The organism is Fibrisoma montanum (assembly GCF_003583365.1).
Lineage (GTDB): Bacteria > Bacteroidota > Bacteroidia > Cytophagales > Spirosomataceae > Fibrisoma > Fibrisoma montanum.
The window spans coordinates 1-15,332 of record NZ_QXED01000002.1 but is presented as its reverse complement, the minus strand read 5'-3'; the positions used below and the strand labels follow the sequence as shown (position 1 = coordinate 15,332).

The following is a 15,332-nucleotide window of genomic DNA, read 5'->3' as shown; positions in this document are numbered from 1 at the left end:
AATGAAACTTTCTCATATCTTCGGCATCATCGTTATCGCCATTGCCATTGCTATCATCGTCTCGACCGCCGGCGACGCTAGTTCGTACGTAACCTTTAACCAGGCCGCTCAGATGGCCAAGGAAGGCAACGACGATATGATTCACGTGGTCGGTAAACTCAAGAAAAATGCCACCGGGCAGATAGAGGGCTTGTTTTACCAGCCCCAGATCGACCCGAACCATTTTGAATTTACGCTCGTCGACAACGATAACCGGGTGCAGAAAGTCGTCTATAACGCGCCGAAGCCACAGGATTTCGACCGTTCGGAGCAGGTTGTCGTAATCGGCTCGATGCGGGGCGATCACTTTCAGTGCAACAAGATTCTGCTGAAATGCCCGTCGAAATACCAGGACGGTAAGCTGGAAACCACCGAACACGAAGCCAAAACGGCACGGCTATAAGTTATTGAGTGACGGAATGACTGAATTGTTGAATTCGGTCATTCAAGCATTCAGCAATTCAATCATTCAACTAATGATACATACAACGGTCGGTAATATCGGTCACTTCTTTGTCATTCTGTCGTTCGTAACGGCGTTGGTCTCAACCGTCGCGTATCTGCTCGTAGCGCTTTCGCAGCGCCGGGCCGACAACGCTCCGGTTGAGTTTGAGCGGACCGAGCAACTCGAATACGCCGAAGTGGCGAGCGCCGGGGCTGGTCGGACCAGTATTCCGGTTTCGTCCAAAGGCCCCAGGTCCGGCAAGAAAACTACGTCTGGCAAGGCAGTCAATGCCAGCAATGCAGCCGAACCACGCAACGACTGGCGCGTGCTGGCCCGCTGGGCTTTCTACGTTCATGGCGTGGCGGTTGTCGGTATCGTAGCCGCCTTGTTCTACATTGTCAGCAATCACTACTTCGAATACCATTACGCGTGGAGTTACTCGTCAAAAGCGCTCCCGGCCGAGTACATCATTTCCAGTTTCTGGCATGGCCAGGAGGGAAGCTTTCTGCTCTGGATTTTCTGGAATGCGGTGCTGGGCGTGATTCTCATTAACACAAACCGGAAGTGGGAAGCGCCGATGATGACCGTTTTTGCCCTCGTGCAGGCGTTTCTGGCGTCTATGATCCTGGGGGTCGTGTTCGGCGATACGTTAAAGATTGGCTCATCGCCGTTTCTGCTGCTTCGGGAGGCCATGCCCGACGCGCCCATCTTCGCGACCGATCCGCTGTTTGTTCCGGAAGATGGCAAAGGCATGAATCCGCTGCTTCAGAACTACTGGATGGTAATTCACCCACCCACCCTGTTTTTAGGCTTTGCGCTGACCCTGGTTCCGTTTGCCTATTGCATGGCGGGACTGTGGCGCAACCAGCCGCTGGAATGGATTCGGCCGGCGCTGCCCTGGACCCTGCTGGGTGCGATGATTCTAGGCGTCGGTATCATGATGGGAGGCTACTGGGCCTACGAAACCCTGAACTTCGGGGGCTACTGGAACTGGGACCCCGTCGAAAACGCCGTATACGTACCGTGGCTGATTATGGTAGCCTCGCTGCACACCATGCTTATCGCCAAGCGCAGCTCTACCGGCCTCAAAACCGCCATCATCCTGACCATTGCTCAGTTCATTCTGATTCTGTACTCTACGTTCCTGACCCGGAGTGGCATTCTCGGTAACGCATCGGTTCACTCGTTCACCGACCTTGGTCTGTCGGGGCAGTTGCTGGTGTACCTGCTGGCCTTTGTGGTCCTGTCGGTTGTGCTGGCTGCCCGTAAATGGAAACTGATTCCGAGCGATGAGCAGGAAGCTTCGGTCTATACGAAAGAATTCTGGTTATTTATCGGTGCTACGGTGCTGTGCCTGGCGGCTTTTCAGGTAATTGCGACCACATCGATTCCAGTGTACAACAGCATTCTGGAGTCATTCGGAAAGGTGTCGAACCTGGCCCTGCCTGTCGATCAGATTGCGCACTACAATAAGTTTCAGGTCTGGTTCTTCGTGGTGATCGCCCTGCTGACGGGCGTAGGCCAGTACATGTGGTGGCGGAAAGTAGAGAACAAGAACTGGAATGCCCTCATAACACCGGCCATTCTGACGCTGCTGATCAGCGCCGGTCTGATTGCCTTTGGTGAGGTGAAGAATCCCATCTACATGGTGCTGCTGGTGTCAGCTACGTTTGCTCTGATTACGAACGGCTCCATCCTGATCGGCATTGCTCAGGGTAACTACCGGCTGTCGGGTGGCGCAGTGGCCCACATCGGTATGGCGCTCATGCTAATCGGTATTTTGTATTCATCGGGCTTCTCGCGGGTGATTTCGCTGAACAACAGCGGTATCCTGATCTCGAAGCAGGACGAGTTTACCAAGAACGACAACAAGGAAAACAAGGAAAACGTCCTGCTGTGGCTCAACCAGCCCGAACGCATGGGTAAGTTCCAGCTTACGTACCGGGGCCAGCGGATTGAAGCCCGCGACGTACCGGGTTATTTCCCTCGTTCGTGGGTAAACGTGGTTGAAGGCGATTTCCACGGCATTGCCCAGCGCGACATTGAAGTGAACGGCAAAGTGTATCATAAGAAAGGCGACACCCTGGCGCTGTATCCCGAGAACACGTATTACGAAGTTGAATACCGCGAACCCGACGGGAAAATCTTCACGCTGTACCCCCGGGCGCAGGTCAACGACCGAATGGGCCTGGTTGTGTCGCCGGACATTGAGCGAAAAACCGGCCGCGATCTCTACACCTACGTATCTTCAGTGCCGGACCCTACGGCGGAGAACCGCTGGGAAAAAACTGAAACGTACAGCGTAGCCATTAAGGATACGTTTTTCCTGAACGACTACGTGGCTATTCTGGACGATGTGGTTCGTACCACCGAAGTTGACGGCATGGAGATTGGCCCGAACGACGCGGCTGTTAAAGCCCGCGTTCGCGTACTGGACAAAAACGGTGAGCACATTCTGTCGCCGGCATTCATCATCAAAGACCGCATGGTTGGTCGCCAGGCCGAAACGAGCGACGAACTTGGCCTTCGCCTTCAGTTGAACGAGATTGATCCGCGTACCGGCAAGTTCACCTTCGCCGTCAACCGGACCCAACGGGATTACATCGTGCTGAAAGCATTTGAAAAACCGCTGATCAATGTTCTCTGGATTGGCACGCTCATCCTGGTCATCGGTTTTCTGATGGCAACGGTCCGTCGCTACCGCGAATTTTCGAAAATGCGGAACAAGGGCATGGCGTAATAGTTAATAAGTCAGTTGGTCAGCCGAGCTGTGCCTGAGCGCATGGGTCGGCTGACCAACTGGTTTTTGTTTATGAAACTATCCGAAACCATATTGATCGCGCTGGCGGTCGGATCGTTGCTGTTGTGGATACTGGAAGTCCGCCGGACCAGTTTTGCCGAAAGCTACTGGATCCTGATGGTTTGTCTGGCGTTTCTGTTTTCATTCCAGTTCATACGAAACCGGCGGCTGGAACGCGAGAAAGTCGTGTCGCCAACCATCAAGCCGATGCAAGCCGACCGAAATCGGAAGAAGAAAAAGAAATAGATTGCGGTTTCCTATGGAATCCTTTACCCTCCTCTTTGGTGCGTTGCTGGCGCTTGTCACGGCTGGATTTTTCTCCGCCGTCGAGATGGCCTACGTATCTGTAAACCGGTTGTACTTCGAGATTCACAGCAAGCAGGGGCCACTCGGTGAGAAACTGGTTTCAGGCTTCCTGAAAAATCCAATCCTCTTTATCGGGACAACCCTCACCGGCAATACGCTGTTTCTGGTCACGTTCACCGTACTGGGCGTTACGGTACTGAATCCTCTGTTGTTATCGATATTGCCGGCGGGGTGGGCCGAGAGCGAGTTTATGCTCATCATGCTCGAAACCCTTATCCTGACCGTCATTTTTCTGCCTCTCGCCGATTACCTGCCCAAAAGTCTGGCCCTGATTCACCCGGATGCGTTTCTGGAGCGGCTGGCGGTACCGTTGTGGGTAATTTACCAGGCCATTGCGCCCATCGTGCGTATCCTGGTTGGTATCGCCCGCTTCATTATACGCTACGTTATGGGGCGGCAGCAAACCGAAATCAAGCCGGTTTTCGGGCTGACGGACCTCAACAATTACCTTCAGCAGCTTAACCAGAAGGCCGATACGCAGGAAGAGTTGGAGGTTGATACCCGCATTTTCAACAACGCCATCGAGTTCCGTGACGTACGCGTTCGGGACTGTCTGGTGCCCCGCACCGAGATTGCCGCCGTCGCCGTCGATGATACGCTTGAAGAACTCAGACAAGCCTTTCAGGATAGCGGCCACTCGAAAATTGTAGTGTACCGGGAAAATATCGACGATGTGATTGGTTACTGCCACGCACTGGCCCTGTTTCAGAAGCCGTCGTCTATCGAACAGATTCTGACACCGATCATTACCGTCCCCCAAACGATGCCCGCCCAGGATTTGCTGATGCGCTTTCTGGCCGAGCGAAAAAGCCTCGCCCTTGTCGTTGACGAATTTGGCGGTACGGCCGGCATTGTCAGCGTGGAAGATATGGTCGAACAGATTTTTGGAGAAATTCAGGACGAGTACGATACCAACGAAGACTGGGTTGAACGACAGCTCGACGAGAGGACCTGGCTGCTCAGCGCCCGCCACGAAATCGACGACCTGAACGAAAAATACGGCTGGTCAATCCGCGAAGGAGACTACGATACGCTCGGCGGCTATATTCTGGCCGAAAATGAGGACCTGCCGAAGGTAGGTGAAATCATTGAGCTTTCTCCCTTCACGTTTACGATCGTGTCGATGAGCGGTACGCGGATCGATACCGTGAAAGTGCACCTGAATCGGGAAACGACCGAGTAAGCGCTCCCATCAGGGCAGCGCAAACGCTACGTATTTGTCCCCGGATTTAGTCTTCAACTTACCGCCACCGCAGGCAATTACTACGTACTGTTTCCCACCCACGGCATACGTACTTGGCGACGCATATCCGGCCGCCGGCAGCGACGTTTGCCACAACACCTTGCCAGTCTGGGTATCGAACGCCCGGAACTGCTCATCCCGGCTGGCGGCAATGAACAGCAGCCGGCTGGCCGTAACGAGCGGCCCACCGTAGTTGTCCGTTCCCGTTGGCGGTACCCCCCGCGCCGTCAGTTCCGGATAGTGGCCCAACGGTACCTGCCACTGCCGTTTTCCAGTGTTCAGATCGATGGCCGTCAGTGTTCCCCAGGGCGGGGTACTGACCGGGTAGCCATTCGCATCATACCAGCGGTTGTAGCCTGTATGCTGATAGGGCACGGTCGTTGCCTGCGACGAAACTACGGATTGTGCCGACTCGTTCTGAAACAGAAAGTCAATGAGGGCTTTGTGTTCGGCCGCCGACAGATGGGCAAAGGAAGGCATCATACTGCGCCCCTTCTGTAGGATCTGCCTGACCTGATCGACCGACAGCCGTTTGTCAATCGCGACCAGCGACGGATACGAACCGTCGTGGTTGCCGCGCCGATCGGTGCCGTGGCAGGCCGCACATCGCAGGTTATACAGCTGCGTACCGGTCAGCGCGGTCCCGGCTGATGCGGTTCGGCGTTCTACCAGCGAGGTATAGACTGGAATTTCTTTGGCCGGAACGTAAAGAACACCATTCGGGTCGACCGCGGCCCCACCCCACTGCCCTCCGCCATCGGTACCCGGATAAAACAGGGTCAGAGTTTGGGTGATCGGCAGATACGCCCGTCCGGTTCGGGCCTGTCGGATCACGTCCGCCAGCGAATCCCGATTGGCCACAAATGAATTAAGCTCTTTTTCGGTGAACGACTGCCGGGTAAAGTAATCCGGTCCAATCGGGATCGGCTGCGTCGGATTCGGCTGTTCGCCCGCAACGCCATCCGTCGGAACGGATCGTTCCTCAATGGGAAACAATGGCTTACCCGTTACGCGGTCGAACACAAAAACGTAGCCCTGCTTGGTAATTTGCGCAACGGCATCGACCCGCCGTGGCCGACCGTCGGGTCCCTTGTGCGTTACAGTCAGCAAGTTGGGCGGAGCGGGTGGATCACGGTCCCAGATGTCGTGATGAACGAGCTGAAAATGCCACAACCGCTTTCCGGTCTGGGCATCCAGTGCCAGCAGGCAGTTGGCAAACAGGTTAGTACCCCGACGATTCCCCCCGTAAAAATCATAGGCTGCCGAGCCGGTTGGGATGTAAACGATTCCCCGCTGCCGGTCAATGGCCATCCCCGCCCAGGCATTGGCTCCACCAACGTACTGACGCCCTGGCCGTGGCGACCACGTATCATAGCCTGTTTCGCCGGGCTGCGGTATGGTTCGAAACGTCCAGACGAGTTTACCCGTTCGGGTATCGAACGCGCGGATATCGCCCAGCAATGCTGTTTCTGACTCAGCCACCCGTGCCCCCACAATGAGCAGATTTTTATAAATCGTGTTGGGCGTATTGGACACCACGTACTCATCTGCGCCCGGCCGCTCCAGCCCTATTCTGAGGTTGATTCGCCCCTGTTCGCCGAAGCCGGCAATGGGCTCCCCCGTTCGGGCGTCGAGCGCATACAGCCATTTGCCGGCTCCAAAAAAGATGCGGGCGTTCTGGCCATCGGTCCAGTACGTAACCCCCCGGCTGGTAGTGCCACCGTTGTCGGACAGGGCCGTTTTCCACAACTCCCGGCCGGTTGCCGCATCGAGCGCAAACGCCTGCGTACCCGCCGATACGCCGTACAGCACGCCACCCACTACAATCGGATTGCACTGCATCTGCGTCCGGTTCTGCACCGTATCGGCGCCCCCCGATGCATACGTCCAGGCCACCCGCAGCTGCGTCACATTGTCGGGCGTTATCTGCGCGAGCGTTGAATAGTGACTCCGGGCACCATCGCCGTTGTATTCAAACCAGTCGGTATCCGGGGCCGGCGGAATGGGTAGTTGCAGGCCGGCGCTCAGCATCACGGCTAGTATGAGCAACCACAGAATCAGGCGTTGCATAAGAAGGTGGGAATGACCTATATACGAACAGAGACTATATCACCTAAAGCGGAGTGCTGCGGGATTTATACTACTCAGGATACTACGCAGGGAGTCAGCCAATCGGCAGGAAGATTTGAAACGTAGCGCCTACGCCTTCCTGGCTGGTGGCACGCAGGTAGCCCCGGTGGTTGTCCGTAATCTTACGACAGATAGCCAGGCCAATACCGGTGCCCGGGTACTGACTGCGGCCATGCAGCCGCTGAAAAATGGTAAAGATCCGGTCGATGTACTTTTCATCAAAACCGATTCCGTTGTCCTTCACATCAATCCGAACAAACGACCGGCGTTCGTCCGTCAGCAACACACCTTGGATGGTACGCCCCTCAACCATAACCGCCGAAATAAACACGTGGGGGGGTACGTCCGCCTTGCAGAACTTCAGCGCATTGGACAGCAGATTCTGGAACAACCGGTGCAACTGCGGGGCATCACCCATCACGGCCGGCAGATCGTCGTATTCGATAACGGCCCGCTTTTCCTGAATAATCATATCCAGATCCTGAACGACGCTGTTAACCACCGACGCCAGCGACACCAGTTCGTGCGACTGCTGCATGTTGGTCAGCCGTGAAAATTCGAGCAGGTCTTTGATCAGGTCCGACATCCGGGCCGCTGCCGACTGCATGCGGTGGACCAGATCGGCCCCCGACGCGCCCAGGGCCGTAAGGTACTGCCCTCGTAACACGTCGCCAAACGCCTGAATTTTTCGCAGCGGCTCCTGCAGATCGTGGCTGGCTACGTAGGCAAACTGTTCCAGGCTTTCGTTCGACCGCTTCAGTTCCGTCACCGACTGCTCCAGCTCCCGCTGATAACGCCGGGCCTGACTGATGTTGCGGTAAATGGCCATGGCCATCAGCGTATCCCCGGTTCCGTCTTCGTCGTTGACGGGGCCCACATAGACCTCGTAGACCCGGTCGCCCACCGGCTGAATCAGTGTCCGGCTGATACCGGCCAGCGCATCCTGCAGGTACTGCTTCAGTTCCGTGCGGTAGGTTGGCCGCAATGCCTGCTCCAGCCGACGGTCGATGATGCCGGCCGGGAGGTTCAGCGGAAACAGCTCTTCGGGCAACTCGCCGTTGGCAAACACAACCCGCAGGGTACTGTTCACAACCAGCGCCCCGACGTCCGGTACGTTTCGCGACATGGTATTAAACAGAATTGCCTGGCTCCGCAGCACCTGCAGCATTTTCCGGGTCTCGTTAGTATTCGTATAACTGACCAGCAGTTTGTCCGTGCTGAACGGAGTCGCCGATATGTCGAGGTAATAGATCGTATCGCCTTTCGGGTAACTATCCTCAAACCGCATTGGCATCCCGGTCTCAATCACTTCCAGGTATTTCTGCCAGAGCGAGGTAGTCGTCGAGCCGGGAAACAGCTCCTGAACGCCTTTGCCTACTACCTCGTCGCGGGTACGTCCGATATCGTTCAGCACCGACTGGCTGATACTTTCGTATACCAGGTCGACGACCGCACCGGCTTCATTGCGCCTGATGGCATAGATAACAAGTCCGGTCGCCAGGCTATCGAGCAGGTCGCTGAACTGACGGGCCTGCTGCTCAATATGCCTGAGCTGTTCAATCCGTTCGGAGATATTCAGCAGCGATATCACGAACCCATCCTCCAGCTTAACCATCGACAGATCGAAAGTCATTTGATGCGATGGAATGTACTGCACCCTACGCTCCGGAATCCCTGTTTCGGTCACGCGGATCATGGCCTGGAACAGTTCATTGGCGATCTCGCCGGCTTGCCCCCGCTCCGGGTAGCGTTCCAGCATGGTTTTATCCCTGAAATCGTCCGCCGTTTGCCCCGTTTGTTGTTCAGCAACGGTGTTGTGCAGCACTTCCTGAAAGTCGATGATCCGGCCGGGCTTCTGGTCGTCGGGAACCTCTTCACGAATGGCCCGGTAATAAATTACACCGTTCAACGCACTGTTGAGGATGCTCCGCAGCAAACTGTTCTGATGAAGTTCGCGGCTTATCTGTTCGCGCTGCTCCGTACTTTCAGTGAATGAAAACACCACGTGCCGGCCGTCGTTGGCCGAACTGATTGTCAGGTCGTACCAACCCGCCTGGCCGGTCTCCTGAATTGTATACAGCAACTCCCGACTGCTTTTCTGACCGGTTCTGATTGTCTGGAGGGCGGCTTCCCAAAGGCCGGTTTCCTGCACATTCGGAAACAGGTCGCTCACTTTCCCGCCCACTTTCTGTTGCAGATCGACGCCAGTAATTTCCGAGGCTCGTCGGTTCACCATCAGTAAGCGAAAGTCAGGGAACGCCCCCGAAGGGTCCTCCAAGAGCTCATATACTGCAATTCCTGTGGCAGAATGATCTAATGCGAGTTGCCAGAGGGCAGAAATAGCAGTGTCTGTTGGAAGCGTGGCATCCATAAACGTACGCAAAGGGACTTAACGAAGGTAAAGAACCGCCGGAAGAATGACAAACCAAATCCGCGTCCGCTGGATAACCCGGTCTGCGGACGCAGATGCAAGCGAAGTACAGGGCTAATCGGCAACTGTAGGCAGGTAAATTCGAAACGAAGCACCGTGTCCGGGCTGACTGCTGGCGTAGATAACGCCCTTATGATTTTCGACTACCCGTTTGCAGATGGCCAGCCCCACGCCCGTACCAGCGTATTGCTGCCGGGTGTGCAGGCGTTGAAAAACCTGAAAGATCCGGTCGGCGTATTTTGGATCGAAACCAATTCCATTGTCCTGTATGCATATTTCACAGAACGAGCCACGCCCGCCAAACGGCGCATCCAGGTCCATAACGGTTCTGAAAGCAATCCGGATAAGCGCCCGCTGGCCCGGCGGCTGAAACTTTACAGCATTGCTCAGCAAATTCTCGAACAGTTGATAAAGCTGCATCTGATCGCCGATCACTTCAGGAAAATTATCGGCGTCAATGGTGATTTCGGCCGTTGGCTGTTCCAGATTCAGGTCCCGGACTACCTCCTTCAACACTCTGGCAAGCGATACCCGGCGGAGTGGCTCGCGGTGGGTACTTACCCGCGAATACGCCAGTACGTCCCGAATCAGCTCCGACATACGCTCCGCAGCCGACTGCATTCGCCGGATTATGTCCTTCCCCGACGAGTCGAGTACGTCGGCATACTGATCAACCAGTACGTCACTGAACGCCGTGATCTTGCGCAGCGGCTCCTGAAGATCATGGCTGGCTACGTAGGCAAATTGCTGCAGGTTATCATTGGCGCGTTGCAATCCGAGATTAGCCGCTTCAATCTCCTGCTGGTGGCGTTTACTGGCCGTGATGTCGACCAGCGTCAGCACTATCCCATCACCCCACTTCATCACGGAGATTTCGAACCAGCCCGTTAGCTGATCATAGTTATACTCCTGCTCAAACCGCATGGGTTTACCGGTTTCGATGACCCGTAGATACCGATTGAATAACCCGGTTTCAAGGACGTGGGGAAAGTATTCAAGCATCGTATGCCCGATCACCTGCTCGTCGGTACGCCCTACGCTCTGTCGGCTGGCTTCGTTCTGGGCAACGTACCGAAAATCGACAATCCGGTTGTCACTGGGGTCACGAATGGCTTCAAATGCAATAATCAGGCTCGACGAGTTGTCCAGCACCGAACGGAGGAGTTCAGCCTGCTGCTCTTTATCGAGTTCCGCCTGTTTAAGGGCCGTGACATCAACGAACGTAGCGATCACCCCGTTGCCATACGGCCGGATGCGGATATTGTACCAGCCATCGTAGTCGCCGACCGGGTAATTCATCCCGTTCAGTTTGACGGGCTCGCCGGACTCAGCCGCGCGAATGTGCCAGTCCAGTACCCCGTTCGAAGCAGCCTCCGGCCAGACCTGCGAATAGCGCTGTCCTATCAATTCCGCCCGACTCCGTTTCGTGATCCGCTCAGCATCCTGGTTGATGTCCGTAAACACAAAATCAATTACCCGCCCGCTGTCATCCCGTACTGCGTCCATGATCGCAATACCCGTCTGGGCATAATCCAGCACGGTTTGTAGTAACTCACGTTCCTGAAGTCGCTGTTGTTCAACCAGCTTCGTGGCAGTGATATCGGTCATAGAAACCAGCACCCCATCGTCAAACTTCGACAACGCCTGCAGCAGCCATACATTGCTTCCCGCAAAGTAATGCTCAATCCGAACCGGTTGGCCGGTAGTTACCACCGACGCATACTGATCAAAAATACCATTCGTACAGCCGCCCGGGTCGAGCGTCAGCATTGTATTGTTGAGTATTTGCTCTTCGGTAAAACCTGTCAGAGCAGCAACCTGGCTATTACATTTAATTACAGTAAAATCAATGATCTCCTCTGATCCATCGCGTACGGCCCGGCATAATAAAATGCCGTCGAGCGACGTCCGAAATACGCTCTCCAACAGTAGTTCCGGCGACAGGGTAAGCGGATACATTAATGATGAAGGTTTAACAAGGAAGGTGATTTGTGAGGTTTAAAATAAACTATTTTTCTGATTCAGCAGACATCATCAACACCAATCAGAAAATTTATTGCCGGCCGGGGTTTACCTGCCGCGTCGAACGCGCCGGTTTTGATGCTTTCTTTGCAGCATCGATCAATCATCTGGTTCTTCCCATTGAATCCAACAACCATCAAACGCGAAGTGGCCCGGCATCTGCTTACGGTACAGGCCGTTCGCCTGCGGCCCGATCAACCGTTCACCTGGAGTTCAGGCTGGCAGTCGCCTATTTACTGCGATAACCGCATTACGCTTTCATATCCAGACGTACGGACGTACATCAAACAGGCCCTGGCCGACGCCATTCGGCAGCATTTCCCCTCAGCAGAAGCCATTGCCGGCGTTGCCACGGCTGGTATACCACAGGGTGCACTGGTCGCCGACGTACTGGAGCTGCCATACTGCTACGTCCGCCCGGAGCCGAAAAAACATGGCATGGGCAACCAAATCGAAGGTCGGCTGGAAGCTGGCACCCGGGTTGTCGTGATCGAAGACCTGATTTCAACCGGTGGCAGTTCGCTGAAAGTAGTCGATGCGCTCCGTGCAGCCGGGGCTCAGGTGCTGGGTATGGCTGCCATTTTTACATACGGGTTTCCGCTCGCGACGCAGAACTTTGCCGACAAAAACGTATCGCTGGTGTGTCTGAGCGACTACGAAGCATTACTCACCGAAGCTCAGTCGCTGGATTATATTTCTGCCGATGCAATGACATCGCTGGCCGCCTGGCGTGAGAATCCAGCCGAATGGGGCCGGTAGTTCGCCGGCTGTGCATCCGATAAATCGCTATCTTGCAGCATGTCAACCGTAACTGCACGCATTGAACGTACGCCCTACGAAACCCACATTTCCGGCGAAACCCAGGTAATTGTCGCCGATGAGCCGTTCGATGTCGGGGGCTTAGACCGGGGCATGCGTCCTACCGAGTTGCTGTGTAGCGCCCTGGCCAGTTGCATTGTGATCACCCTGCGGATGTATGCCGATCGAAAGGGCTGGCCGCTCGAATCGGCAGTAGCCCACGTCGGCTACGCCCGGGATGTAGAAAGTAACCGGTCGTTATTCACCACGCAGTTGATCCTGAACGGTGATTTGTCGGAAGATCAACGCCTGCGGTTGCGCGAAATCGCGGATCGTTGCCCTATTCATAAAGCGCTGAAAAACCCCATCGATTTCGATACTGTCCTGATTGAACCATGACCCCCTCCGACGACATCACCAAAACCTACACCAACGGCGACATCACTGTGGTCTGGAAACCCAATGTGTGCATCCATTCCAAGCTTTGCTGGACTCAGCTCATCGAGGTGTTCAATCCCCGCGCCCGCCCCTGGGTAAACATGAGTGGCGCAACTACCGAGCGAATCATCGAACAGGTTGACCGTTGTCCGTCCAAGGCGTTGAGCTATTTTCATAACGAAGAGCAGCTCAGACCAGACGATATACAGGCTGAAAGCATTGTAGAGCCACTGCCCAACGGCCCGCTGCTGGTATATGGCAACCTCCGCATAAAGGATGCTGAAGGCCATGAAACCCTGAAACATAACGTCACGGCCTTTTGCCGGTGCGGGTCAAGCAACAACAAGCCGTACTGCGACGGTTCGCATGTCAAGGTAAATTTTAAGGGGTAGATTCGTCTGGATTAATCGCTTTTAGGGTCAACACAAGCAACGCCCTCATGTTGATCCGTTTCCTGTTTGCCTTTCTGTTTTTCAGTCCGTCTGTTTTTGCACAGACTAAACCCTGGTCACAGCAAATGGCCGACGCCTTTATGGCCCGGCACAAAGATTCTATCGTAATTGGTAATCAGAAAAGTGCCCGCTGGGATTACGAACAGGGCTTGGTGCTTAAGGCTATCGAGATGGTCTGGAATCGCACCGGCGACGGCAAGTATTACAATTACATCCTGAACGACATCAATCAGTTCGTTGGCAAGGATGGCAGTATCCGCACGTATACAACCAGCGATTATAATCTCGACAACATTACAACCGGCCGCGTGCTGCTCACGCTAGCCCAACAGACGCAGCCTGGCCGTGAGCGGTATCAGAAAGCGGCTGCCCTTCTTCGCCGGCAACTTAACGAGCAACCCCGCACAAAAGAAGGTGGTTTCTGGCACAAACAACGGTATCCGTACCAGATGTGGCTCGATGGGTTATACATGGCCGAACCGTTTTATGCCGAATATGCCCTTTTGTTCAACGAGCCAGGGGCTTTTGATGACATTGCTAATCAGTTCGCACTGATAGAAAAACGCCTTGCAGATTCCAAAACAGGCTTACTGTACCATGGGTATGACGAAAGTCGGCAACAACGCTGGGCTAATCCCAGGACCGGACAATCTCCCAACTTCTGGGGTCGTGCACTAGGTTGGTACGCTATGGCGCTGGTTGACGTACTGGATTATTTTCCTGATAATCATCCTAAACGGCCCCAGTTGGTAAGCTACCTGCAACGCCTGATGCCCGTAGTGGTCCGGTATCAGGACCCGGCTTCCGGCGGCTGGTATCAAATCATTGATCAGGGGAACCGCCAAGGAAATTACATTGAAACGTCTGCCTCCTGCATGTTTGTGTATACGCTGTCAAAAGGCGTTCGAAAAGGTTATCTGCCTAAAAACATGCTGAACAATGCCCGAAAAGGGTATCAGTGTATACTCGACAAATTTGTCAAGACCGATACCGACGGTCTGCTTAGCCTCAACGGTACTGTAAGCGTTGGCGGATTAGGTGGTGATCCGTATCGGGATGGGAGCTACGCTTACTATTTAAGCGAACCAATTCGGAAAAATGATCTAAAAGGCATTGGACCGTTCATTATGGCCAGTGTTGAACTTGAAATTGCTGACGAGCAGCCAACAGGAGCAGGAAAAACGGTTGGCCTCGATTATTTTTTCAACAACGAATATCGCCCATCGAATACCGGTCAGGAACGCTTTCATTACACCTGGGAAGATCGCACCCATTCAGGCTTCTGGCTTTGGGGTTCTATCTTCCGCGATCTGGGTGCAAACACACAAGCCATTACGACCGCGCCAACAGCCGCTAGTCTAAACGGCTTGGATATTTACATCATAGTAGATCCTGACACACAGAAGGAAACCAAACAACCAAATTACGTTCGTCCACAGGATGTAAACGAAATCAGCGACTGGGTTAAAGCAGGTGGCGTTCTGGTTATGATGGCCAATGACACAGCGAATTGCGAGATTCCTCGGTTTAATCAACTTGCACAGGCTTTTGGTATTAAGTTTTCAGATAAGAATCGCAACAGCGTCGAAGGAACTAAGTGGGAGCAAGGACGGCTCGATATTCCTCCAAAGCATCCCATCTTTAAAAATACCAGTGTCATTTACATTAAAGATTTAGCCATTATTGACTTAAAAGACCCGGCAAAAGCTTCTCTGACAGCAGGCAATGACGTTGTTATTGCCGTAGCAACGTATGGAAAAGGCACCGTCTTTGCGGTCGGGGATCCTTGGCTGTATAACGAATACACGGATGGGCGACGGATACCGGCAACTTATCAGAATTTTTCAGCAGCTAAAGACCTGGCAATTTGGCTACTGAATCAGGCAAAAAAGGATTTACGGGCACAAAAGTAACAGCGTCATTAATAAGCTTATTTACTTTTTTGAGGCTTTTGTGTAGCGTCAGCTAAGTAATCAAGTATTGTTATCAGTCAGAACACGAGCAGCAAATTATTAACCGTTAACGCGCTCAATAATACCTATAAAGCAGGAAAGCCGTCCTTGTGGGGACGGCTTCCAACTACAAATGACAAGAGGTGGCAGTTACCTACTCTCCCGGAAACGACTCCAGTACCATCGGCAGTGCGGGGCTTAACGGCTCTGTTCGGG

Annotated in this window: 11 protein-coding genes; 8 read left to right on the top strand and 3 right to left on the bottom strand. The window is 54.1% G+C overall.

The genetic code is table 11. The features are described from left to right. The first annotated feature begins 1 nt into the window (after position 1). The 4 genes from DYU11_RS05905 to DYU11_RS05890 all read left to right on the top strand — a co-directional run bounded on the left by DYU11_RS05905 (position 2) and on the right by DYU11_RS05890 (position 4,833). Positions 2–442 (top strand): cytochrome c maturation protein CcmE domain-containing protein, encoded by a 441-nt coding sequence (locus DYU11_RS05905; RefSeq protein ID WP_119666741.1) that lies wholly within the window; start codon positions 2–4, stop codon positions 440–442. 73 nt (positions 443–515) lie between these two features. Next, complete coding sequence (gene ccsA / locus DYU11_RS05900) at positions 516–3,224, top strand: cytochrome c biogenesis protein CcsA (protein ID WP_119667475.1); 2,709 nt, start codon at positions 516–518, stop codon at positions 3,222–3,224. 72 nt (positions 3,225–3,296) lie between these two features. Next, the gene (locus tag DYU11_RS05895) at positions 3,297–3,530 is read left to right on the top strand and encodes a hypothetical protein (RefSeq protein WP_119667474.1); all 234 of its coding nucleotides are present in this window, start codon (positions 3,297–3,299) and stop codon (positions 3,528–3,530) included. Between the two features lie 13 nt (positions 3,531–3,543). Continuing rightward, complete coding sequence (locus DYU11_RS05890; RefSeq protein WP_119666740.1) at positions 3,544–4,833, top strand: hemolysin family protein; 1,290 nt, start codon at positions 3,544–3,546, stop codon at positions 4,831–4,833. A gap of 9 nt (positions 4,834–4,842) precedes the next feature. On the opposite strand, the gene DYU11_RS05885 is transcribed toward DYU11_RS05890, so the two are convergent. The 3 genes from DYU11_RS05885 to DYU11_RS05875 all read right to left on the bottom strand — a co-directional run bounded on the left by DYU11_RS05885 (position 4,843) and on the right by DYU11_RS05875 (position 11,413). Further along, complete coding sequence (locus DYU11_RS05885) at positions 4,843–6,963, bottom strand: outer membrane protein assembly factor BamB family protein (RefSeq protein ID WP_119666739.1); 2,121 nt, start codon at positions 6,961–6,963, stop codon at positions 4,843–4,845. A gap of 94 nt (positions 6,964–7,057) precedes the next feature. Beyond that, positions 7,058–9,394, bottom strand: coding sequence for an ATP-binding protein (locus DYU11_RS05880; protein WP_119666738.1), 2,337 nt, complete (start codon positions 9,392–9,394; stop codon positions 7,058–7,060). A gap of 114 nt (positions 9,395–9,508) precedes the next feature. Further along, positions 9,509–11,413, bottom strand: coding sequence for a PAS domain-containing protein (locus DYU11_RS05875; RefSeq protein WP_119666737.1), 1,905 nt, complete (start codon positions 11,411–11,413; stop codon positions 9,509–9,511). A gap of 183 nt (positions 11,414–11,596) precedes the next feature. Between DYU11_RS05875 and pyrE the strand changes: the two genes are divergently transcribed. From pyrE to DYU11_RS05855, 4 genes are read left to right on the top strand one after another with little or no spacing between them, the layout of a single operon-like run. Beyond that, positions 11,597–12,235 carry an orotate phosphoribosyltransferase gene (gene pyrE / locus DYU11_RS05870; RefSeq protein WP_119666736.1) on the top strand — a complete coding sequence of 213 codons (639 nt, stop codon included), beginning with the start codon at positions 11,597–11,599 and terminating at the stop codon, positions 12,233–12,235. A 39-nt stretch (positions 12,236–12,274) separates the two neighbouring features. Beyond that, on the top strand, positions 12,275–12,673 hold the full coding sequence (locus tag DYU11_RS05865; protein ID WP_119666735.1) for an OsmC family protein: 399 nt from the start codon (positions 12,275–12,277) through the stop codon (positions 12,671–12,673). Further along, positions 12,670–13,104: a (4Fe-4S)-binding protein gene (locus tag DYU11_RS05860; RefSeq protein WP_119666734.1), complete on the top strand. Its 435-nt coding sequence runs from the start codon at positions 12,670–12,672 to the stop codon at positions 13,102–13,104. Before DYU11_RS05865 ends, DYU11_RS05860 begins: the two co-directional genes overlap by 4 nt. A 47-nt stretch (positions 13,105–13,151) precedes the next feature. Then, positions 13,152–15,077, top strand: a complete 1,926-nt coding sequence (locus DYU11_RS05855; RefSeq protein WP_119666733.1) for a glycoside hydrolase family 88 protein — start codon at positions 13,152–13,154, stop codon at positions 15,075–15,077. The last annotated feature ends 255 nt before the right edge of the window (positions 15,078–15,332 follow it).